Genomic DNA, 19,351 nt, shown 5'->3' with positions numbered 1-19,351 from the left:
TGAAACGGCTACATATCCCCAATTCATGTTGCGCACGACAGCAACGGTTAGCACACGTTAGGTTGTAAAAAACCGCCCTAATCCTTATGGATGGGCGGTTTGTGGTTTTCTCGCGGTTAGTTAAAAATTGCCGGGAAATAGTGTTTGGTGGAGGCGGGGGGAATTGAACCCCCGTCCGAAAGTCCTCTACAAAGCGTTCTACATACTTAGTTGTGTCGATTTGGGAATCTTATTTCTATCGCGCCGACCAACAGGCTTTCAAGAAACCAGTTGCCTTCAATCTTATTCCCTGCCAAGCAACCCGACAGGAAACCAGCCAATATGAAATGATGTTGCCGCGGGTTTTACCCCGCACAGCCCATTGGCGAGCTGCTGCAACAGCCTGGCATTAAGCAGCCAGAGCGTAAGTTTCGTCGTTTGCGACTATTTAGATTCAGTGTTTTACGAGTTACTGAAAACTCGGTATGCCCGCATTTGCTTCGCAACCCCCGTCGAAACCAAGGTCGCCCCCAAATGAGAAGCCGCGATTATACGCGGTTTGAGGCAGCCTGAAAAGCATCTATAATGCCGAAGGGCGGTTTCAGGCTGCCTAAACCCAATCACCCCAACACAAGGAGCAAAAACATGAGCATCGCCAATTACCCCATCACGCCCAACACCGACACGGGCAGCCCCAGCTTTTCTTGGCAACCGCCGCCGAAATCGCGCAATGCGAAGCGGCGTTGAACACGCAGTTTGAAGCGGATTACCGCGAATAAGTTACCCGCTATGGGCAGGGCGGTTTGGGCGGGTATCTGCGCGTTTATCTGCCCGGGCAGATTATGAAAGAGCAGCCCGAATGGCTGGAACGCATCACGCAATATTGGTTTTGGGACGACGGCGCAGACGTGCTCACCAAGGAGTAAGTGTTGCGCTCGGTGGTGGTGGCAGACACTTGGGACGGCGACGAGATTATTTGGTTTGAGGGTCGCTATTATGTGCTGCCGCGCGAGGAGGAAAATATTTACGATTTGGGTGCAACGTTGGGCGAGGCGATTGCTTGGCTGTTTGAATCGGGCGTGCTGGTGCAGTTTGAGGACGAGGGCGAGATACCGTTTGAGCCTTACGACCCCAGCCAATATTCTGATGACGAAGACTGATATTGAGGCAGCCTGAAACGGCAAAACAGCGGTTTCAGGCTGCCTCAACAATTTAACCCGCTTCAAGGAGCAAAAAAATGAGCCGACTCTACCCCGTTGCCGATTTAATGGACGAAGCCTGCTTCTGGCAAATCATCAGCCAATCGCTTGCCGTTGCCCAAGCCGAAAGCGACGACATCGCCGAGCAGCAAGAGGCGCAGTTTGCCGCCTTAAAAGCCGCCTTGCTGGCTTTGGATTGGCAAGACATCATCGCCTTTGAAAACCGTTTTGACCAACTGCATTTTGCTTCGTATCGACAGGATTTGTGGTGCGCGGCGTATTTGATGAACGGCGGCTGCTCAGACGACGGCTTTGATTATTTCCGCTATTGGCTGGCATCGCGCGCGGCGAAGCGGTTTTTCAGGCTGCCTTGGCGAACCCCGACAGCTTGGCGGATTATCCGTTTGTAAGCGCAGACAGCGATTACTACGAATTTGAAGACTTTGGCTACGCGGCGCATGAAGCGTTTGAAGAAAAAACGGGCAGCGAAATGAGCGAATATTTGGATAATGCGTTTACCTATCCCGAAATTGAATTTGCATGGAGCGACGACGACCCCGAAAGCATGAAACGCATTTGCCCGAAACTGTTTGCCAAATTTGGCGATGAATGTTTTTAGTCTAAATGGATTTTCAGGCTGCCTTGAATGATTGGGGCAGCCTGAAAAGCGTTTTGGCGCATGGTTTTTTATTTTCAGGCTGCCTTCGGCATTCGTTTCGCCTAAGGCAGCCTGAAACCTTTGCAAAACCCCCAACAACAGCCTGAAACCTAAAATGGAGCTGCGACAGCTCGTCGCCAAATTGCTTATTAAACATAGCATTACTAATTTTTCAAAATGTCGGCGAGTCGCCGACGCTCCACCGGTTACAGGTTTTGCAAAGGTTTCAGCCTGAAAACGTGTTTACAAGTTTCCGCAAAGCTAAACCGCCCAACACCCTTTATAATGCCGCCCATTCATCAAAAGGAAACACAAATGTACAACGTAAACACCCACGACGTGCGCCGCTTTTTCGCCCACGTTTGGCAACACCGCTTCGCCCCGCTGCAACTGGACGCGCTGCAACAAAAAGCCCTGCGGATTATTGAAGCCCACCCCGAATACGCCCATTATCTTGAAAACATTGAACAATACCTAGACCACAACTGGACACCCGAGCAAGGCGAAACCAATCCCTTTTTGCACCTGTCCATGCACCTGTCCATACAAGAGCAAGTCGGCATAGACCAACCCTTCGGCATACGCGCCATACACGAAACGCTGTGCGCCAAACACCGCGACAACTGGGTGGCCGCCGAGCACGAAATGATGGACGCGCTGGCGGAAACGCTATGGGAAGCGCAGCGGTTCAACCGCGGGCTGGATGTGAATAACTATATGACCAAACTGCGAAAACTGGTGCATCTGGGGCAGGAAGACAACGCGCGCATCAACCCGCACGAAGTGCCGCTGTCTGACCAAATCACCGCGCGCAAAGCATAAGGCAGCCTGAAAATGATTTACCCATGGCACGAAACCGCATGGCAACAACTCACGCAGCATTGGCAAAACCAGCCCAATGCATGGCTGTTCACCGGCAAAGCAGGCACAGGCAAAACTGCGTTTGCACGGCATTTCGCCCAAGCCCTGCTGTGCGAAACGCCCCGCGAGCAGCACCAAGCGTGCGGGCAATGCCCGTCTTGCCACCTGTTTTTGCAAGGCACGCACCCCGATTTTTACGCTCTGCAACCCGAGCAGCCTGAAAACGACACAGGCAGCCGCAAGCTGTTGCAAATCAAGATTGACGCCGTGCGCGCCATTTTGGAGCCGCTCACGCAATCGTCCATCCGCGGCGGACGGCGCGTGGTGCTGATTAACCCCGCCGAAAGCATGAATATCCAAGCAGCAAACGCGCTGCTCAAAATGCTAGAAGAGCCGCCCGAAGCGGTGATTTTCCTGCTGGTTACCCACAACCGCGACCAACTGTTGCCCACCATCAAAAGCCGTTGTCGCCAAATGCTGCTGCCCGCGCCCGGCCAAGAAGTGGCGCTGGATTATTTGCGCGGGCAACAGATTGAGCAGCCTGAAAACCTGTTGGCGTTTCATAGCGGCGCGCCGTTGTTTGCCCACGCGCCCGAGCAAGACGCGCTGCGGCAAAAATTGCTTGCACTGCTTGCCGCGCCGCGCCTGCTAGCGATTTTGGACTACGCCGCAGAATACGACAAACACAAGTTTCCGCTCGCTTTTTTGCTGGATTGGCTGCAAAAATGGCTGATAGACCTTGCGCTGGCGCAGCAAAACATCGCGCCGCTGTATTATCCGCAACACAAAACGCCCATCGCGCAAATCGCCGCCAAAACCAATCCCGCCACACTTTTCGCCCTTTCAGGCAGCGTCAAACGCCTGCACCCTTACGGTTATCATAGTTTAAATGTTAAAATGCAAGCCGAATTTTTGCTGTGCGACTATCTTGCCGCCACGCTCAAAAAAAGTTAATCAGATTAAGGAAATACCATGAGTTCAGCTCCACAACCCTCTATCCAACCCGCCGCAACGCAAGGCGCGCCGGGGCGCATACTGCAACTGCGCTTGGAAAGTAAACCCATTATCTACGCCAGCTATATGTCGTTTCTAGAATACGGCGGCGTGTTTATACCCAGCAATGATAAATTCCACATGGGTGAAGAAGTGCTGCTGGTGTTGGAATTGGTGGGTCCCGCCAAAACCGAAAAATTGTTTATTAAAACCAATGTTTGCTGGATTAACGCCAACCCCAGCGGCAGCGGTCGCCCCAAAGGCGTGGGCTTGGCGTTTGGCTCGGACGAATCGGGCTTAAAAGCCAAAACCTTGTTTGAAAACATATTAACAGGCTTGCTGCACAACGAACGCCCCACTTATACGATGTAAAACAGATTTTCAGGCTGCCCATGCAATCAATAGGCAGCCTGAAAATTATGTGGATTGCGCCAACATGGTTTCAGGCTGCCTCAACCTACTGCTTTATCCGCCCGCACACGCGTTGCGCCGCGTACCACGCTGGTGTAGCCCAACCGCCCGCGCCTTGTGGTTACCAACACTAGGCTTCCCCCTTTTCAGGCTGCCTCAACCCCAACAGTTCAGCGCAGCGCAAACTTTCCCATCATTCCAAACACCATGCACCTGATAGATTCCCATTGCCACATCAATTTCCCTGACTTTGCCGACCGCATCCCCGAGCTGTTGGCGAACATGGCGCAAAACCAAGTTGCCCAAGCCCTTGCCATCAGTGTGAGCCGCGAAACCTTTGCCGAAGTGTTCGCGCTTGCCGAGACGCACGACAACATCTACGCCAGCGTGGGCGTGCATCCCGATAGCGAAACCGCCGCCGAGTTTTCCGAAGACGAATTGATGCAACACGCCACGCATCCCAAAGTGGTCGGCATCGGCGAAACGGGGCTGGACTACCACTGGTGCAGCGGCGATTTGGCGTGGCAGCACAACCGTTTTATCACCCATATTCAGGCGGCCAAGCGCGCGCAAGTGCCGCTGATTGTGCACACGCGCGATGCCGCCGCCGACACGCTGCGCATTCTGCGCGAGACGCAAGCCGAAAAAATCCTGATTCATTGTTTTACCGAAGACACCGCCTTTGCCCAAGCCGTGCTGGATATGGGCGGCTACATTTCGTTTTCGGGCATACTCACGTTTAAGAACGCCAAAGCTATCCAAGCTGCCGCGCAATATTGCCCGCTGGATCGCATTTTGGTGGAAACCGATTCGCCCTATCTTGCGCCTGTGCCCTATCGCGGCAAGCAAAACCAGCCCGCCTATGTGCGCCACACCGCCGAATTTCTCGCCCAACTGCGCGGCGACACGCTGGAAAACATCGCAGCGGCAACCACGGCGAATTTTTATCGCTTGTTCAGCAAAGTGAAGCCGATTGAGGCAGCCTGAAACGGCGGCTGGCGCGGCTAACAACGGAGCAGCGGCGGCTCGCCGACAGTTTTGGGCTAGGCGTGCAACCTGTTCAACGCCCCCGTCGGCAAAACAAGCCGACGCTGCTTGATTGGTTTGATTGCGTTGAACTGGGTTTCAGGCTGCCTTTTACGTTGCGCTAAAAGGCACCCTAAAACGCAGTTGCCAAAATCAACCAAGCGCCCAATGCCCGCCATAAACGCCCATTCAGGCAGCCTGAAAACCGCCCCCCGCCCCTCCGCCGCAAAAATCTATCCGAAAAACCCTAGCCGAAAGCCCCACCCATGCCCCCACACCTCCCCCGCGGCGCCATCATGGCAGACATCGCCGCCCACACGCTCAGCGACGACGACCGCCAACGCCTGCTAGACCCCGCCATCGGCGGCATCATCCTATTTCGCCGCAATTACCAAAACCCCAGCCAGCTCGCCGAGCTGTGCCGCCAAATCAAAGCCCTGCGCCAGCCCGAGCTGATTATCGCCGTGGACCACGAAGGCGGGCGCGTGCAACGCTTTATCCAAGGCTTCACCCGCCTGCCCGCCATGCGCACCCTCGGCGAGATGTGGGACGCGCAAAGCCCCGCCGCCGCCCAAGCTGCCGCCGAGCAAATCGGCTGGGTACTCGCCACCGAACTTGTCGCCTCCGGCATAGATTTATCGTTTACCCCCGTGCTGGATTTGGATTGGGAACGCTGCCCCGTGATTGGCAACCGCAGCCTGCATAGGCAGCCTGAAATCGTTACCGCCCTTGCCCTCGCGCTGCAACGCGGCTTAAACCGCGGCGGCATGAAAACCTGCGGCAAACATTTCCCCGGCCACGGCTTCGTATCAGGCGACAGCCACCTCACGCTGCCGCGCGACAGCCGCACATGGGCCCAGCTGCAACCCGACCTCGCCCCCTTTGCCGCCCTTGCCGCGCAAGGCATGGCAGCCGTGATGCCCGCCCACGTTGTCTATCAAAATATAGACCCCCAGCCCGCAGGCTTCTCCGCGCATTGGCTGCAAACCGTGCTACGCCGCCAACTGGGCTTTAACGGCGTGATTTTCTCCGACGACATGACGATGGAAGGCGCAGTCAGCGCGGGCAGCATTAGCCAACGCTGCCAACTCGCCTTTGCCGCAGGCTGCGACATCGCCCTTGTGTGCAACCGCCCCGATTTAGTGGACGAGCTACGCGCCGACTTCACGCAGCCTGAAAATCCCCACCTTGCCGCGCGTTGGCAAAACATGGCCGCCAGCCAAACGCCCGAGCAAGCCCAAGCCACGATGCAAACCGCCGAGTTTCAGGCTGCCCAACGGCTCGCCACCCAACTTGCCACGCCGCAAGACATCGCTAGCGGCGTGCAAGTGGGTGAGGCGTGTTAAGCTCAATCTGATTTCAGGCTGCCTTTTGGTTACGGTCATACCGTTTTCAGGCTGCCTCAATAGTAGGGCGTGTAAACTTGTTCACGCACCGTTTAGCAACGTTCAATAGCGTGCCTATTGATGTTGTTTGCTGAAACGTTTTCAGGCTGCCACCTTTGCGCAAGCCCTGAGGCAGCCTGAAATCCAAAATGCAGCGGCAATGGCTCGTCGCCAAATGCTTTATCCGACAGGACTTGATTGATTAAAAAATGTCGGCGGGCTGCCGACGCTCCATCGGTTGTGCGTTTTGCAAAGATTTCAGGCTGCCTTGTCAGCCGCAAACAGAACGTGGCGTCTTGCCGCCACACCCACGCCCCACAGCCCCAGCATTTCAGGCTGCCCCAATCACCCCAAAGGAACAACCATGAACCTCACCGAAACCCCCATCAGCAGCATCCCGATTGACCACAGCAGCTTCCTCAAAATCAACCGCGACCAAGTGCGGCTGCCCAACGGCAACGTGCACACCCGCATCGTTGTGCGCCACCCCGGTGCCGCCTGCATTCTCGCCACTACGCCCGATAACCGCGTGGTGCTCGTGCGCCAATGGCGATACGCCGCCAACCAAGTCACGCTGGAAATCCCCGCCGGCAAGCTGGACGAAGGCGAAGACCCCGCCGCGTGCGCCCTGCGCGAACTGGGCGAAGAAACCCCTTACACCGCCGAGCGCGTGGAAAAAATCCTAGACTTTTTCAGCGCACCTGGCTTCTGCGACGAAGTGCTGCACCTCTACCGCGCCCGCAACATCACGCCCACCAGCAGCCTGCAACCCGACGAAGACGAACTGGTGGAAACCGAGCTTTACAGCCGCGCGCAAATCCGCAGCCTGCTCGCCGAGGGCGCGTTTAAAGACGGCAAAACTTTGATTGCCTTGCAATATTGGCTGTTGAACGAAGCGGAATAACACGCCCGCCGCGCCGCGCATGGGTGGAATAGAGGCAGCCTGAAAACACCGTTTGGCGTGGCGAATAGTATGGCGCAGCGATCAATCCTTTTAACCGCGCTAAACAACGTTTCAGACTGCCTCAACATAGGCGCAATGCCCGCCCGCAGCCATGTTTAATGATGCGTAGTGCCCCCCATCACACCTACGCTGTTAAATAGAGGCAGCCTGAAACTCAAAATGGAGCAGCGACGGTTCGTCGCCAAATAGCGGATTCAACAGGGCTTTCACTAGTCAGCAACATCGGCAAACCGCCAACGCCCCATCGGGCATAGATTTTGCAAAGATTTCAGCCTTAAACGTCATTGAACACCGCCCAAATAGCGCAACGGCTCATCGTCCAATCCCATTCCATAAACCACGCAAAAAACATCAGCAAAGCCCCCCGCCAACCCACTTTGCCCACCGCAAAGGCAGCCTGAAACCTCTACCCCCATTTTCAGGCTGCCTCCCCAAGGAGCCCCACCATGCAAACCCGTTCAGGCGACCTAATCGCCCTTGCCCTCGCAGGCGAATTTGATGTCATCATCCACGGCTGCAACTGCCAACACACCATGGGCGCAGGCATCGCCAAGCAAATCAAAACCCACTTCCCCGCCGCCTACGCCGCCGATTGCGCCACGTCCAAAGGCGCAAGCAAACTCGGGCAAATCAGCAGCGCAACGGTAGATTGCAACGGGCGCGAGCTGATAATTGTGAACGCCTACACGCAAGACAACTGGTGCGGCAGCGGCGTGCTGGCAGACTATGCCGCCATCCGCGCCGCCATGCGCCAAGTGAAAGCACAATTTGCAGGCAAGCGCATCGGTTATCCCAAAATCGGCGCAGGCTTGGCGCGCGGCGACTGGGCAACCATCGCCCCAATCATCGACGAAGAACTAGCAGGCGAACAGCATACCCTAGTCATATACGAACCTTAGCCCATTCCAATCCCACCATGCTCACCATCACCCCAACCATTACACCCATTCCCGCCTACACCGACAACTACATCTGGCTCATCCGGCAACACGACCAAGCCGTCTGCATCGACCCCGGCGAAGCCGCCCCCGTGCTGGATTATCTGCACGCGCACGGCTTAACCCTTGCCCAAATCTGGATAACCCACGCCCACGGCGACCACACCGCAGGCATCGCCGAGCTGAAACAACACTTTTCAGGCTGCCTTGTTTACGGCGCGGAAGACATCCCTCAAGCCACCCACATTGTGCGCGAGGGCGACAGCATCGCATGGCAAAACCACCGCGCCACCGTGTGGCACACCGCAGGGCACACCGCCCGCCACCGCTGCTATCTGCTCAACAACCAACACCTGTTCACCGGCGACACCCTGTTTTCCGCAGGCTGCGGGCGCGTGTTCCCCGACAGCCGCCCGCAATGGCTGTACCACAGCCTGCAACGCATTTTCAGGCTGCCTGATGCCACCCAACTCTACCCCGCGCACGAATACACCGCCGCCAACCTACGCTTCGCCGCCCACATAGAACCCGACAATCCCCATATCCTCGCCGCGCAACAACGCGCCCAAACCATCCCCAGCCTGCCCGTAACCCTCGCTCACGAAAAGCAAATCAATCCCTTTTTGCGCGTGCACCTGCCCGCCGTGCAACAACGCATCCGCCAGCTTACTCAGCAAACATACGACAGCGACGAAGATTATTTCGTTGCCCTGCGCGAACTCAAAAACCGGTTTTAAAACGCAGCAAAATAGGGTGCGTTTGCTGCGGCAGCCTGAAAAGCAAACCCATCATAAGAACACCGCCGCCTTGCGTTTTCAGGCTGCCCTTATCCGCGCGAAACAGCGTTTTTCAACCAAAAATCCCGCCGATTTCATCAAATTTCGCTTTGCCGTCCTGTAATCAAAGAACAAAACGCTAAAATTTAGCCCCCGCACGGCGTAATCAAACAAGCCTCGCAATAAACCATTCTTCGCATATTTTGACAAATTTTAACAAACCGCCTATTATTTCGCCTTTCCTATGCGTTTCAGGCTGCCTAAGCGCCGCCAAAACGCAGCGTCCAACCACATATAATAAGAGGGAGCATTATGGAACCCATCCAACTCAACGCTTATTACACTCTAATCGCCGCCACCATCGTGTTGCTGATAGGGCGTTTAATCGTACAAAAAGTTAAATTTTTCAGAGACTTCAATATCCCAGCCCCCGTGGTCGGCGGTCTGCTGGTGGCCGCTGTGTTTACCACCTTGTATTACACCACCGGCGTCACCTTCACTTTTGAAGCATCATTACAATCCACCTTTATGCTGGTGTTTTTCTCGTCCATCGGCTTATCCGCCGACTTTTCCCGCCTCAAACAAGGCGGTTTCCCGCTGGTTGCCTTTCTGATTATCGTGAGCATCTTTATTCTGGTGCAAAACTTCGTTGGCATCGGCTTGGCAACCGCGCTGGGGCAAAACCCGCTCATCGGCTTGATTACAGGCTCGATTACGCTCACAGGCGGACACGGCACAGGCGCAGCCTACGGCGATACGCTTGCCACCAAATACGGCATCCAAGGCGCGGTAGAAATGGCAATGGTTTCCGCCACTTACGGCTTGGTGTCGGGTGGATTGATTGGCGGCCCCGTTGCCCGTCGCTTGGTGAACAAAATGGGCCGCCAGCCGATTGCCGAAACCAGCGATGACGACAACAGCAGCGACAGCTACGACGACAAAACCTTTGAAAAAGCCCATCGCCGTCGCCTGATTACCGCCGAATCCGCCGTGGAAACGATGGCGTTGTTCGCCGCCTGCCTTGCGTTCTCATCGTTTATGGTGGGCTACATGAAAGAAGTCGCCCCCGATTTCAAACTGCCGCAATTTGTGTGGGCATTGGGCTTTGGCGTGATTCTGCGCAACGCGCTTACCGGCATTTTCCGCTTCAATATGTTTGACCGCGCTATCGATGTATTCGGCAACGCTTCGCTGAGCTTGTTCCTTGCCATGGCGTTGATGAGCATGAAGCTCTGGCAGCTGGCGGGCATGGCAGGCCCGATGATGATTATCCTGCTGGTGCAAACCGTGGTGATGATTTTCTATGCCTACTTCGTAACCTTCCGCTTTATGGGCAAAGACTACGATGCCGCCATTCTGGCCGCAGGGCATTGCGGCTTCGGGCTGGGCGCAACGCCCACCGCCGTTGCCAACATGCAGTCGGTAACGGGCACGTTTGGCCCGTCGCACAAAGCGTTTTTGATTGTGCCGCTGGTGGGCGCGTTCTTCATCGACTTGATTAACGCCGCCATCCTAGACCGCATGATGGCGTTCTTCGGCTAATCCGTGCACTGCGTTTCAGGCTGCCTCAACCGCGTAGGATGAGGCAGCCTGAAAATATTTTAATCAACCTACCAAGATTTCAGGCTGCCCTACATCGCGTTAAGGCAGCCTGAAATCTTGTGGGGCGTTGTGTGCAGCGGGCTATCTTTGCCGCAGCAGCCATTGGTTATCCAGATGGTGAATCAGCCAAATCTTGCCGTCTCGGGACACATAGCCGCCTTTTGCCGCATCCATCAGAATCGGCTGCGGCAGCTTCGCCCAAAACAATTCCGCCGTTTGGCGGTCGCCCGACACAATAGCATACACCGCCAAGGTGGCGTTTTCGGGGTCGGGCAAACGAATATCCGCCACATCAAACACGCGCACGCAACGCTGTTGCAACCGCGAAAAGGTTTCGCCCGCGCTGGCGCGGCAGCCGTGCGCATCGGCATCGTTGCCCACCATGGGCGCGGAGTGGCAGGCAGACAGCGCGCCCGCGAGCAGGGCAGCGGTGGTGATTTTGTTTAGCATGGTTGTTCCTTGTGTGGGCAGCCTGAAAACGAGTGTAAGCATTTTCTACCTTGCGCGTTGCGCTGCGGCATACCCCTTTGTTTCCAAATCCAAGATTTGGACAAAGGGGCAAGGCTGCCTCTATCGCGTGGCTTATTTCACGCCTTTGTTCAGCAAATCTTGATAACCGCCGTGGTTGGTTACGTTGGTGTAGCCCAATTTTTTCAACTCTTGCAACGCAACTTCGGCGCGTCGCCCCGAGCGGCAATACAGGTTTACAGGGGCGTTTTTGTCGGGGCTGATGCGGGCAATTTGGCTGGCGATTTGCTCGTGTGGCACATTCACCGCGCCTTGCAAATGTCCTTCGTTAAATTCTTCGGGCGAGCGCACGTCAATCCACACGCCTTGGGCGCGGGCGGGTTGCTGCGCGGCGGTGGCGGCCGTTGCGGCGGCAGTGGCTTTTTTCATCGGCGCGGCTTTTTTGGCGTGGGCAGCTTTTTTGGCAGGCGCGGCTTGGCTGGCGAGGGGTGCAGCGATGGCGGCGGCAATCAGCGCAAGGTTGAGCAGTTTTTTCATGGCAATTCCTTTCGGTTAAAAAGTGGGATAAACCCGCGCAGATGGCGGGAATAGGATTTTCAGGCTGCCTATTGGGTTAGCCAAAGGCAGCCTGAAAACGGTGGGCATTGTAGAGATGCGCTGGGGCAATGATTAGCTTTTTTGTCTCAAATCATGGCGTTATTAAGGCATCAGCATCCCGCCGTTTACGTGCAGTGTTTGCCCTGTGATGTAACGCGCTTGGTCGGAAGCCAAAAACAGCACGGCATCGGCGATGTCTTGCGGCGTGCCAAAGCAGCCGAGCGCGGTTTGCGCTTCAAACGCCTTGCGCGTTTCTTCGGGCAGGGCGCGGGTCATGTCGGTGTCAATAAAGCCAGGGGCAACGCAGTTTACCGTGATGCCACGGCTGCCCACTTCGCGCGCCAGCGATTTGCTAAACCCTTGCAGGGCGGCTTTGGCGGCGGCGTAGTTGGTTTGCCCCGCGTTGCCCATCGTGCCGACCACGGAGGTGATGGTGATGATGCGCCCCGCGCGTTGTTTCATCATGCCGCGCAACACGGCTTTGGACGCGCGATAAACGGATTTGAGGTTCACGTTCATAATCTCGTCCCATTCTTCTTCTTTCATGCGCATCAACAGGTTGTCGCGCGTGATGCCCGCGTTGTTCACCAAAATATCCAGTTTGCCGAATTCTTTTTCCACGTCGGCAATCAGCGCTTCCACGCTGTCGGGCGTGGCGGCGTTGAGCGTGCGCCCTGTGCCGTTCCACGGGGCGAGGCGTTGGGCAATGGCGCTTGCGCCGCTTTCGCTGGTGGCGGTGCCGATAACGGTGGCACCTGCTTGGGCGAGGGTGTCGGCAATCGCCGCGCCGATGCCGCGCGACGCGCCTGTTACGAGGGCGATTTTTCCTGCAAGTGATGTAGTCATGGGGAAGTCCTTATGGTTGGTTGGAAAACGGAGGCAGCCTGTGTCGCGAAGCGGAGTTGCGAAACTAAAATAGGTTTCTGCACCATTGAAAAGGTGCAAACAAGGGTTTCAGGCTGCCTATTTGGATTTGCTTGCTATTATGGCTTGGGCAGCGTGATTTTCTGATGCGGTTCAATATCCAGCATATAGTGTATCCAGTTGCCGAAGCTGTATTTTTGCACAATATCGTCGGGCAACGGCTGATACGGTTGCTGCATCCATTCCAGCATGTCATCAAAATGCATGCCGTCCCACACAAAAATATTCTCGGGGCGATAAAAATCATACAGCTTGATTTTGGGATTGGTGGTAATCAGCTTTTTGCGATAAATCATCGCTTCAAACGGGCGAAACGATAAGCCGTTGTGAATGGGGTTTAAGAAATCCAACACCATGCGGCTATCTTGCAATGCCGTTAAATTTTCTAAAAATGTTTTCCCGATTGCCAACAGCTTGATGGATGGGCTGGGATAATGTTCACGAAACTGTTCTTTTTCTTGATGCGATGTGGGCGCAATGCTGAAATCCAATTTCAAGCCGTTCTGTTCCGCAAAATTCACAAAATGGGTAATCATTGCCACGCGCTCGGCTGAATGTGCGCCCACAAAATAGCAATCGTATTGCGGCTCGTTGGGCGGAAAGGCTAGGCAATCAAAATAGAAATTGGTGGTGGGCAAAAAGTGGGGGGTGTTTTGCCAATCGGCGGTGTCAAACACAAAAAAGCGGTCAAAAAATTCGGTGCGCTGCCAAATGGCGGGAAAACGCTCCATGCCGTCCCATTGGTAGGCGACCATGCTTTTTTGCACGTTATTTTTTACCGCTTCTATTGTGTCTTGGTCGTACAAATCGGCACGGATAAACAGTGCGTAATCAACTTTGCCTATATCGCGAATGTAGTTTAAAAAATTGGCTTTGAAAACTTGCTGTTTTAATTGTTCTTTAAAACGATTTTTATCGCGCAAGATAATTTTGTGAAATTTGGCTTTTAACCGCATCCATAGCGAGGGATAACGGAACTTGCCGCTTTGCCGGGCTAAATTTAAATAGATGACTTCAAAGCCATAATGCGCAAGGTTGCGTTCCACCAAGCGATAAATTTCTACATCGGCCGGCATGGCGAGAATAATTTTGGGTTTTGTATTCATGGTTTGCTGTTGGGAAGGGTGATTTTCTGATGCGGTTCAATATCCAGCATATAGCGTATCCAGTTGCCGAAGCTGTATTTTTCGCGGATGGCGGGGTTGATTTCCTGATAGGGCGCGGCGATGAATTCGTCTAAGCCGTCAAACGTTTCGCCGTCCCAGATAAAGATGTTGTTGGGGTGGTAGAAGTCGTATTTGGCGGTTTCGGGGTTGGTGGTGATGAGTTTTTTGCGGTAGCCCAGCGCTTCAAACGGGCGAAACGACATGCCTTTGTGGTCGGGGTTTTTGAAGTCCAGCAGGATGCGGCTGTGCATCGCGCCGAATAGGTTTTCGCGGAAATTTTTGCTTTGGCGCATGGGACGGATAAAGGGATGGGGGTAGAGCGTGCTGTGGTTGGCGATGCCGCCGTCGTGGATGTGGTAAATGGCGAAGTCGGTTTTCAGCCCTTTGGCTTCGGCATATTGGGCGAAGCGCGCGAGCGGGGCGTTGCGGTTTAGACCCGGCCAGTGCATGCCGGTGAAATAAACGTCGGATTGGATTTCACCGGCTTCGGGCATGCGGTCAAACCAGAAATTGGTGGCGGGTAGTGTAGTTAAGCCGTTATGTTCGCCCACATCGGCGGGGTCGAAGACGTAGTTGGTGTCAAAATGATGCAGTTTGTTGAGGATTTCGCCAAAGCGTTCCAGCCCGTCCCATTGGTAGTTAATCATTTTGCCGCGTGTTTTGCTGCGGATAAGTTGCAGCATGGCTTCGTCATAGATGTCGCCGCGAATAAATAGGGCGTGTTCGGCGTGGTTTTGTTGGATGATTTGGATGATGGCTTGTTTGTCGTGTTCAATTTGTTTGAGGTTGTTGGCACTGATAACGTGGAGTTTGGCTTCTTTGTCGCCAAGGATTTTTTTGCGGTATTTGATGCGGATTTTTTCGGCGAGGGTGGGGCGGCGGAAGATGTCGTTGTTGTCGGCAAAACTTAAATCGCACACGGTGAAGCCGTGCGCTTCTAGGTGTTGGACGATGAGTTTGTAGATGCCGTTGGTGGTGGGCATGGCGAGAAATAGCGTGGTCATTGTTTGGCGAGATTTGGTAGGGTGATTGGCGTGTTGGGTTCTATGTTGAAAACGTAGCTTATCCAGTTTTCAAAGCTGTATTTGTGTTTGATGTGTCCGGGCAGCCTGAAATAAGGTTTTTTTAGGAATTCTATCAGTTCTGCGTGGTTGTCGCCCGTCCAGACGAGGATGTTATCGGGGTGGTAGAAGTCGTAGCGGACGACGGTGGGGTTGGTGGTGATGAGTTTTTTCTCAAAGCCGATGGCTTCGAAGATGCGTAGCGACAACCCGTGGTGTTTGGTGTGGAGAAAATCCACCAGCACGCCCGCTTTTTGCGTGAGCAACAGGTTTTCGCGGTAGGGCAGGGCATCTTGATAGGGAAAGTATTGTATATCAGTTAGCTCCAGTTCGGCACGGGCTTGGTCCAAATCTTTGGCGGCGATGCGGAAATCGATGGGCAAATTGAGCTGTTTGGCGGCTTGGTAAAAGGCGCGGATGTCGGCAACGCGCTCTTTGTGGTGGGTGCCGATGAAAAACAGGCTGTGGTTGTTTTCGTGGTTTTCGGGCAGGCAGTCAAAGTAGAAGCTGGTGATGGGGATGAGTTTTTCGGCGTATTCGGGTCGTTTGCCGATGTCGTAGGGGTCAAAAAACATGAATTTGTCAAAATAGCAGATTTTGTAGAATTCGTGTTCTAGGAATTCTAGGGTTTCCCAGTTGTAGTGCACCATCAGGCGGCTTTTGTCGCGCAGGGTTTGCATGAAGCTGCTGGGGAATACGCCGGGCCAAATCATAAAGCAGTAGTCGGCTTGCCCTTGGATGCGGTCAAGTTTTTGTTGAAACTCAGGCAGATAGGGCTTGAACAGTTGCTCTTTTTTGTATTCACGTTGGCGCAGTAGGTTGCGATAGAAGAGTTTTTTGAGACGCTGCCAGAGGCTGGTGTAAACGAATTTTTGTTCTTCGTAGATGAATTCAACGACTTCAAAGCCGTGGTAGCGTAGGTTTTCGGCGATGACTTGGTAGATGTTGAAGATGGGGGGCATGGCGAGGAGGACGGTTTTTTTGGCTTGCATGGTGTTTGGGGGATGGGGTTTGTTGAATTGGGTTTTCAGGCTGCCTCTGTGTTTTCAGGCTGCCTTTCATGTTTTAGGCTGAAACCTTTGCAAAATCTGCAACTGATGGAGCGTCGGCGGCTCGCCGACATATTGGTAAACCAGTAAGCAATGCTTGGTTTAATCAGCCATTTGGCGGCGAGCTGCCACTATTCCGTTTTCAGGCTGCCTTTGGGGTTTAGTGTTATTGGAGTTCGTGTTACTTGTTTTCAGGCTGCCTTTTAGGGCTGGGGCAGGGTGATGGGTTGGTGGGGGCGGATATTTAACACATAGCGTATCCAGTTGCCGAAGCTGTATTTTTCGCGGATGGCGGGGTCTATTTCTTGGTAGGGGCTAGCGATGAATTCGTCCAAGCCGTCAAGCGTTTCGCCGTCCCAGATAAAAATGTTGCTGGGGTGGTAGAAGTCGTATTTTTTCACTTCGGCGTTGGTGGTGATGAGTTTTTTGCGGTAGCCGATGGCTTCAAAGGTGCGCAGCGACAGCCCTTTATGGGTGCTGATGACGAAGTCGGCGAGGATGCGGCTGCTGCGGGCGTAGTCTAGGTTTTGTTGGTAGCTGATGCCGTTGTGGAATTGGATGTTGTTCACGGGGTAGTGTTGTTCTATGTTTTGCGCGCCGTCGCGGGCGATTTGGAAGTTGAGTGGCCAGCCTGCTTGTTGGGCGTGTTGGCAGAATCGGACGATGGGGGCGATGCGGTCTTGGCGGTGCGCGCCGAGAAAGTAGATGTTTGGGCTGCTGGTTTGCGCGGGGGGCAGGTGGTCAAAATAGAAGCTGGTGGCGGGGAGAAGCTGCGGGTTTTGCGCGATGTCGTTGGGGTCAAAGGCGTAGAAGCGGTCAAATAGGGCGATTTGGCTTTGCGCGGCGGCAAAGCGTGCCATGCCGTCCCATTGGTAGTTCACCATTTGGCGGCTTTTTTGTTTGACTTGGCGCAGGAAGTGTTCGGGGTAGATATCGGAGCGGATGAATAGGGCGTGGTCGTAGCGGGGGTATTGGGCGAGGAGGGCGGCGATTTGGTGTTGTTTTTGCGCGATGATGTAGTCGCGTTTGGCGTGTGGGTTGCCGAGCAGTTTTTGCGCTTGCACGCGCAGCCTTGCTAATAGGTTGGGATAGCGGAAGGTTAGGGTGTCTAGCGAGTGGTCAATCACGGTGAAGCCGTGGTAGGCAAGGCATTGGGCGACGATTTTGGCGATGCCTGCGTCGTTTATCATGCCGAGGAATAGGGTGGGCTGGGTGGGCGTATTCATGATTTCAGGCTGCCTCTGTTGATATAGAAATGATGTTTTGCAAGGCAGAAATCATTTGCGTGGGGGTAATTTCTTGGATGTGTTGTTGAAACCAGATAATTTGCGCGTGTTCGCTTTGGGGATGCCAGTTGGCGTAGTTTTGCGGGTCTTGGCGGTATAAGCCGATGATGGGTTTATCCAGCGCGGCGGCGATGTGGATGATGGCGGTGTCGGGGGTTAAAACGGCTTGGGCGTGGCGGATGAGGGCGATGCTGTCGTGGATGGTTTGGGTGTGCGGATAGAGCGTGGCGTTGGGGTGGGCTTGGCAGAGGGCGGCGAGGCTGGGCGTGATTTCGGGGTAGGTGAGCAGGATGAATTTTTGCGCGGGAAAGGCAGCCTGAAAAGCGGTGAGCGTTTGGGCGATGGCTTCTAGGCTAAATCGGCGCGAATTGGCTGCGCCGAAGAAGTTGAGCGCGATGTAGTCTTGCCAACCGTTTTGCTGCAAGAATGTTTGCACGGCGGCTTCGGATGCGGGGCTTTCGGGCAGCTTGGGCTGGGTGTTGATGTTGTCAAAGCCGAGCAGGCGCAGGGCTTGGGCGTACACATCGGCGAAGTGTTGCTGGGTGTTGGCGATGTTGTGGGTGAACAGTCGGTAGTCGGCTTTGCCCAGTCCAACGTAGTGCGCGGCGTTTAACACGCGCAGCAGCAGCAAATCGCGTGGGCGCAGCGACAGCGTGGGGTCAATCACGGCATCGTATTGCCCTGCGAGCGATTTGCCGATTTGGTAATAGCTGAGGGTGGATTTGGGCCGAACTTCGTGCAACGCATCAATATGCGGATTGTTTTCAAACAGTTGCCGATTTTTCGCGCTGCACACCACGCCAATTTTAATGGCGGGGTTGGCTTTTTTGATTTCACGAAAGGCAAACGAGCTAACGATGTAGTCGCCGATTTTGCCGTCTTGGCGCAAAAACAAAATGGCGCGCAGATTGTGCGGATTGGGCGCGGGCGCGGCGGCAGGGGCGCGGTCTAGCCACGTTTTGCACCAACGCAGCCGCGCGTTGCGCCAATCGGTTTTGAGCTGTTTGAAGCGTTGCTTAAACGACATTTTCAGGCTGCCTCATATTTATGAATGGGCGGCGATAAAGTCTTGCACGGCTTGTTGCGACACCAATGCGGCGCATTCCATGTTTTTGTCGGCGCGTTTAGCCAGCCCCGCCAACACTTTGCCAGGGCTGCATTCGGCAGATTGGGTGATGCCTTCGCGCACTAGTAGTTGCACGGTTTCTGTCCAACGCACGGGGCTGTATAGCTGGCGCACCAGCGCGTCTTTGATTTGGGCGACATCGTTGTAAGCAGCGACATCGGCGTTGTGAATCACGCGGATTTCAGGCTGCCGCAACGCCACATCTTGCAGGGCGACAGCGAGTTTTTCGGCGGCGGGCTTCATCAGGCGGCAATGCGAGGGCACAGACACGGGCAGCGGCAAGGCGCGTTTTGCGCCCGCTTCTTTGGCGGCGGCCATCGCGCGTTCCACGGCGGCGGCGTTGCCCGCAATCACTACTTGCCCCACGGAATTGAAATTCACGGCTTCGCACACATCGCCTTGCTCGGCGGCGGCGCAAATTTGGCGCACTTGCTCGTCTTCCAAGCCCAAAATGGCGGCCATCGCGCCCACGCCTTGCGGCACGGCGCTTTGCATCAATTCGGCACGCAAGCGCACCAATTTAACGGCATCGGCAAAATTCAGGCTGCCTGCGGCAACCAGCGCGGTGTATTCGCCCAAGCTATGCCCCGCCACCACGCCGGGGGCTTTGCCGCCTGCGGCAAGATAGGCGCGATAGGTTGCCACGCCTGCGGTGAGCATTAGGGGCTGGGTGTTTACGGTTTGGCTGATAAGGTCGGCATCGCTGCCGTTCATCATTGCCCAGAGGTCTTGATTGAGCGCGGCGGAGGCTTCGTCAAACGTGGCTTTCACTTCGGCGCTGCCGTCAAAGCCGTTCATCATGTTAAGGCTTTGCGAGCCTTGTCCTGCGAAAAAGAAGGCGAAATTCATGGGATGTCCTTGCGGGTAAAAAAGGGGGTGGAT

The 19,351-nt window shown here is 54.8% G+C and carries 26 protein-coding genes and 1 other RNA gene; 16 read left to right on the top strand and 11 right to left on the bottom strand.

The features are described 5' to 3' along the window. Positions 1–145: 145 nt before the first annotated feature. Positions 146–511, bottom strand: a transfer-messenger RNA (tmRNA) gene (ssrA, locus tag JDW22_RS09090). Between the two features lie 271 nt (positions 512–782). Here ssrA and JDW22_RS13945 point away from each other — a divergent pair. The 10 genes from JDW22_RS13945 to nagZ all read left to right on the top strand — a co-directional run bounded on the left by JDW22_RS13945 (position 783) and on the right by nagZ (position 6,473). Next, the gene (locus JDW22_RS13945; RefSeq protein ID WP_268884227.1) at positions 783–905 is read left to right on the top strand and encodes a hypothetical protein; all 123 of its coding nucleotides are present in this window, start codon (positions 783–785) and stop codon (positions 903–905) included. Between the two features lie 3 nt (positions 906–908). Next, on the top strand, positions 909–1,139 hold the full coding sequence (locus JDW22_RS09085; protein ID WP_200522794.1) for a hypothetical protein: 231 nt from the start codon (positions 909–911) through the stop codon (positions 1,137–1,139). Between the two features lie 77 nt (positions 1,140–1,216). Continuing rightward, a complete protein-coding gene (locus JDW22_RS09080; protein WP_200522793.1) occupies positions 1,217–1,588 on the top strand; it encodes a DUF4240 domain-containing protein in 372 nt (123 codons plus the stop codon). Further along, the gene (locus JDW22_RS09075) at positions 1,549–1,797 is read left to right on the top strand and encodes a DUF4240 domain-containing protein (protein ID WP_200522792.1); all 249 of its coding nucleotides are present in this window, start codon (positions 1,549–1,551) and stop codon (positions 1,795–1,797) included. Before JDW22_RS09080 ends, JDW22_RS09075 begins: the two co-directional genes overlap by 40 nt. Before the next feature lie 354 nt (positions 1,798–2,151). Then, entirely contained in the window at positions 2,152–2,658 is a 507-nt protein-coding gene (locus JDW22_RS09070) for a DUF1841 family protein (protein WP_200522791.1), read from the top strand. A 12-nt stretch (positions 2,659–2,670) separates the two neighbouring features. After that, positions 2,671–3,651, top strand: coding sequence for a DNA polymerase III subunit delta' (gene holB / locus JDW22_RS09065; protein WP_200522790.1), 981 nt, complete (start codon positions 2,671–2,673; stop codon positions 3,649–3,651). Positions 3,652–3,669: 18 nt separating this feature from the next. Further along, the gene (locus JDW22_RS09060) at positions 3,670–4,062 is read left to right on the top strand and encodes a PilZ domain-containing protein (protein WP_200522789.1); all 393 of its coding nucleotides are present in this window, start codon (positions 3,670–3,672) and stop codon (positions 4,060–4,062) included. Between the two features lie 20 nt (positions 4,063–4,082). Then, positions 4,083–4,235, top strand: a complete 153-nt coding sequence (locus JDW22_RS09055) for a hypothetical protein (RefSeq protein ID WP_200522788.1) — start codon at positions 4,083–4,085, stop codon at positions 4,233–4,235. A 73-nt stretch (positions 4,236–4,308) separates the two neighbouring features. After that, positions 4,309–5,088 (top strand): TatD family hydrolase, encoded by a 780-nt coding sequence (locus JDW22_RS09050; RefSeq protein WP_200522787.1) that lies wholly within the window; start codon positions 4,309–4,311, stop codon positions 5,086–5,088. 305 nt (positions 5,089–5,393) lie between these two features. Then, positions 5,394–6,473 (top strand): beta-N-acetylhexosaminidase, encoded by a 1,080-nt coding sequence (gene nagZ, locus JDW22_RS09045; RefSeq protein ID WP_200522786.1) that lies wholly within the window; start codon positions 5,394–5,396, stop codon positions 6,471–6,473. Positions 6,474–6,565: 92 nt separating this feature from the next. Here the strand turns inward: nagZ and JDW22_RS09040 are convergent, their stop codons facing one another. After that, on the bottom strand, positions 6,566–6,874 hold the full coding sequence (locus tag JDW22_RS09040; protein ID WP_200522785.1) for a hypothetical protein: 309 nt from the start codon (positions 6,872–6,874) through the stop codon (positions 6,566–6,568). Between the two features lie 2 nt (positions 6,875–6,876). On the opposite strand from JDW22_RS09040, the gene JDW22_RS09035 reads away from it, so the two are divergent. The 5 genes from JDW22_RS09035 (at position 6,877) to gltS (ending at position 10,732) form a co-directional block, all read left to right on the top strand. Then, positions 6,877–7,416 carry an NUDIX hydrolase gene (locus JDW22_RS09035; protein ID WP_200522784.1) on the top strand — a complete coding sequence of 180 codons (540 nt, stop codon included), beginning with the start codon at positions 6,877–6,879 and terminating at the stop codon, positions 7,414–7,416. A 506-nt stretch (positions 7,417–7,922) separates the two neighbouring features. Next, on the top strand, positions 7,923–8,375 hold the full coding sequence (locus tag JDW22_RS09030) for a macro domain-containing protein (protein ID WP_200522783.1): 453 nt from the start codon (positions 7,923–7,925) through the stop codon (positions 8,373–8,375). 17 nt (positions 8,376–8,392) lie between these two features. Further along, entirely contained in the window at positions 8,393–9,151 is a 759-nt protein-coding gene (gene gloB, locus JDW22_RS09025) for a hydroxyacylglutathione hydrolase (RefSeq protein ID WP_200522782.1), read from the top strand. A gap of 16 nt (positions 9,152–9,167) precedes the next feature. After that, the gene (locus tag JDW22_RS09020) at positions 9,168–9,314 is read left to right on the top strand and encodes a hypothetical protein (protein ID WP_003796816.1); all 147 of its coding nucleotides are present in this window, start codon (positions 9,168–9,170) and stop codon (positions 9,312–9,314) included. Between the two features lie 188 nt (positions 9,315–9,502). Then, the gene (gene gltS / locus JDW22_RS09015; protein ID WP_003796814.1) at positions 9,503–10,732 is read left to right on the top strand and encodes a sodium/glutamate symporter; all 1,230 of its coding nucleotides are present in this window, start codon (positions 9,503–9,505) and stop codon (positions 10,730–10,732) included. 141 nt (positions 10,733–10,873) lie between these two features. Here the strand turns inward: gltS and JDW22_RS09010 are convergent, their stop codons facing one another. The 6 genes from JDW22_RS09010 to JDW22_RS08985 all read right to left on the bottom strand — a co-directional run bounded on the left by JDW22_RS09010 (position 10,874) and on the right by JDW22_RS08985 (position 16,000). After that, positions 10,874–11,242, bottom strand: a complete 369-nt coding sequence (locus JDW22_RS09010; RefSeq protein WP_235965357.1) for a hypothetical protein — start codon at positions 11,240–11,242, stop codon at positions 10,874–10,876. A gap of 132 nt (positions 11,243–11,374) precedes the next feature. Next, positions 11,375–11,803, bottom strand: a complete 429-nt coding sequence (locus JDW22_RS09005; protein ID WP_200523026.1) for a rhodanese-like domain-containing protein — start codon at positions 11,801–11,803, stop codon at positions 11,375–11,377. Positions 11,804–11,959: 156 nt separating this feature from the next. Next, entirely contained in the window at positions 11,960–12,703 is a 744-nt protein-coding gene (gene fabG / locus JDW22_RS09000; protein WP_200522780.1) for a 3-oxoacyl-ACP reductase FabG, read from the bottom strand. Positions 12,704–12,840: 137 nt separating this feature from the next. Continuing rightward, positions 12,841–13,887, bottom strand: coding sequence for a hypothetical protein (locus JDW22_RS08995; RefSeq protein WP_200522779.1), 1,047 nt, complete (start codon positions 13,885–13,887; stop codon positions 12,841–12,843). After that, positions 13,884–14,951 carry a hypothetical protein gene (locus tag JDW22_RS08990; RefSeq protein ID WP_200522778.1) on the bottom strand — a complete coding sequence of 356 codons (1,068 nt, stop codon included), beginning with the start codon at positions 14,949–14,951 and terminating at the stop codon, positions 13,884–13,886. The genes JDW22_RS08995 and JDW22_RS08990 overlap by 4 nt, the downstream gene beginning before the upstream one ends. Next, complete coding sequence (locus tag JDW22_RS08985) at positions 14,948–16,000, bottom strand: hypothetical protein (RefSeq protein ID WP_200522777.1); 1,053 nt, start codon at positions 15,998–16,000, stop codon at positions 14,948–14,950. The genes JDW22_RS08990 and JDW22_RS08985 overlap by 4 nt, the downstream gene beginning before the upstream one ends. A 12-nt stretch (positions 16,001–16,012) precedes the next feature. Between JDW22_RS08985 and JDW22_RS13940 the strand changes: the two genes are divergently transcribed. Next, on the top strand, positions 16,013–16,147 hold the full coding sequence (locus JDW22_RS13940) for a hypothetical protein (RefSeq protein ID WP_268884225.1): 135 nt from the start codon (positions 16,013–16,015) through the stop codon (positions 16,145–16,147). A gap of 113 nt (positions 16,148–16,260) precedes the next feature. Here JDW22_RS13940 and JDW22_RS08980 read toward each other — a convergent pair whose 3' ends face one another. Genes JDW22_RS08980 through fabD form a run of 3 tightly spaced genes read right to left on the bottom strand, consistent with a single transcriptional unit; the run spans position 16,261 to position 19,318 of the window. Next, entirely contained in the window at positions 16,261–17,283 is a 1,023-nt protein-coding gene (locus tag JDW22_RS08980; RefSeq protein WP_200522776.1) for a hypothetical protein, read from the bottom strand. A gap of 4 nt (positions 17,284–17,287) precedes the next feature. Beyond that, on the bottom strand, positions 17,288–18,370 hold the full coding sequence (locus JDW22_RS08975; RefSeq protein WP_200522775.1) for a glycosyltransferase family 9 protein: 1,083 nt from the start codon (positions 18,368–18,370) through the stop codon (positions 17,288–17,290). A gap of 18 nt (positions 18,371–18,388) precedes the next feature. Then, the gene (gene fabD / locus JDW22_RS08970; RefSeq protein ID WP_200522774.1) at positions 18,389–19,318 is read right to left on the bottom strand and encodes an ACP S-malonyltransferase; all 930 of its coding nucleotides are present in this window, start codon (positions 19,316–19,318) and stop codon (positions 18,389–18,391) included. Positions 19,319–19,351 lie beyond the last annotated feature (33 nt).

It is taken from the genome of Kingella bonacorsii, assembly GCF_016623605.1.
Classification (GTDB): Bacteria; Pseudomonadota; Gammaproteobacteria; order Burkholderiales; family Neisseriaceae; genus Kingella_B; species Kingella_B oralis.
The sequence above is the reverse complement of the archived record's forward strand: the minus strand, read 5'-3'. Positions and strand labels throughout refer to the sequence as shown.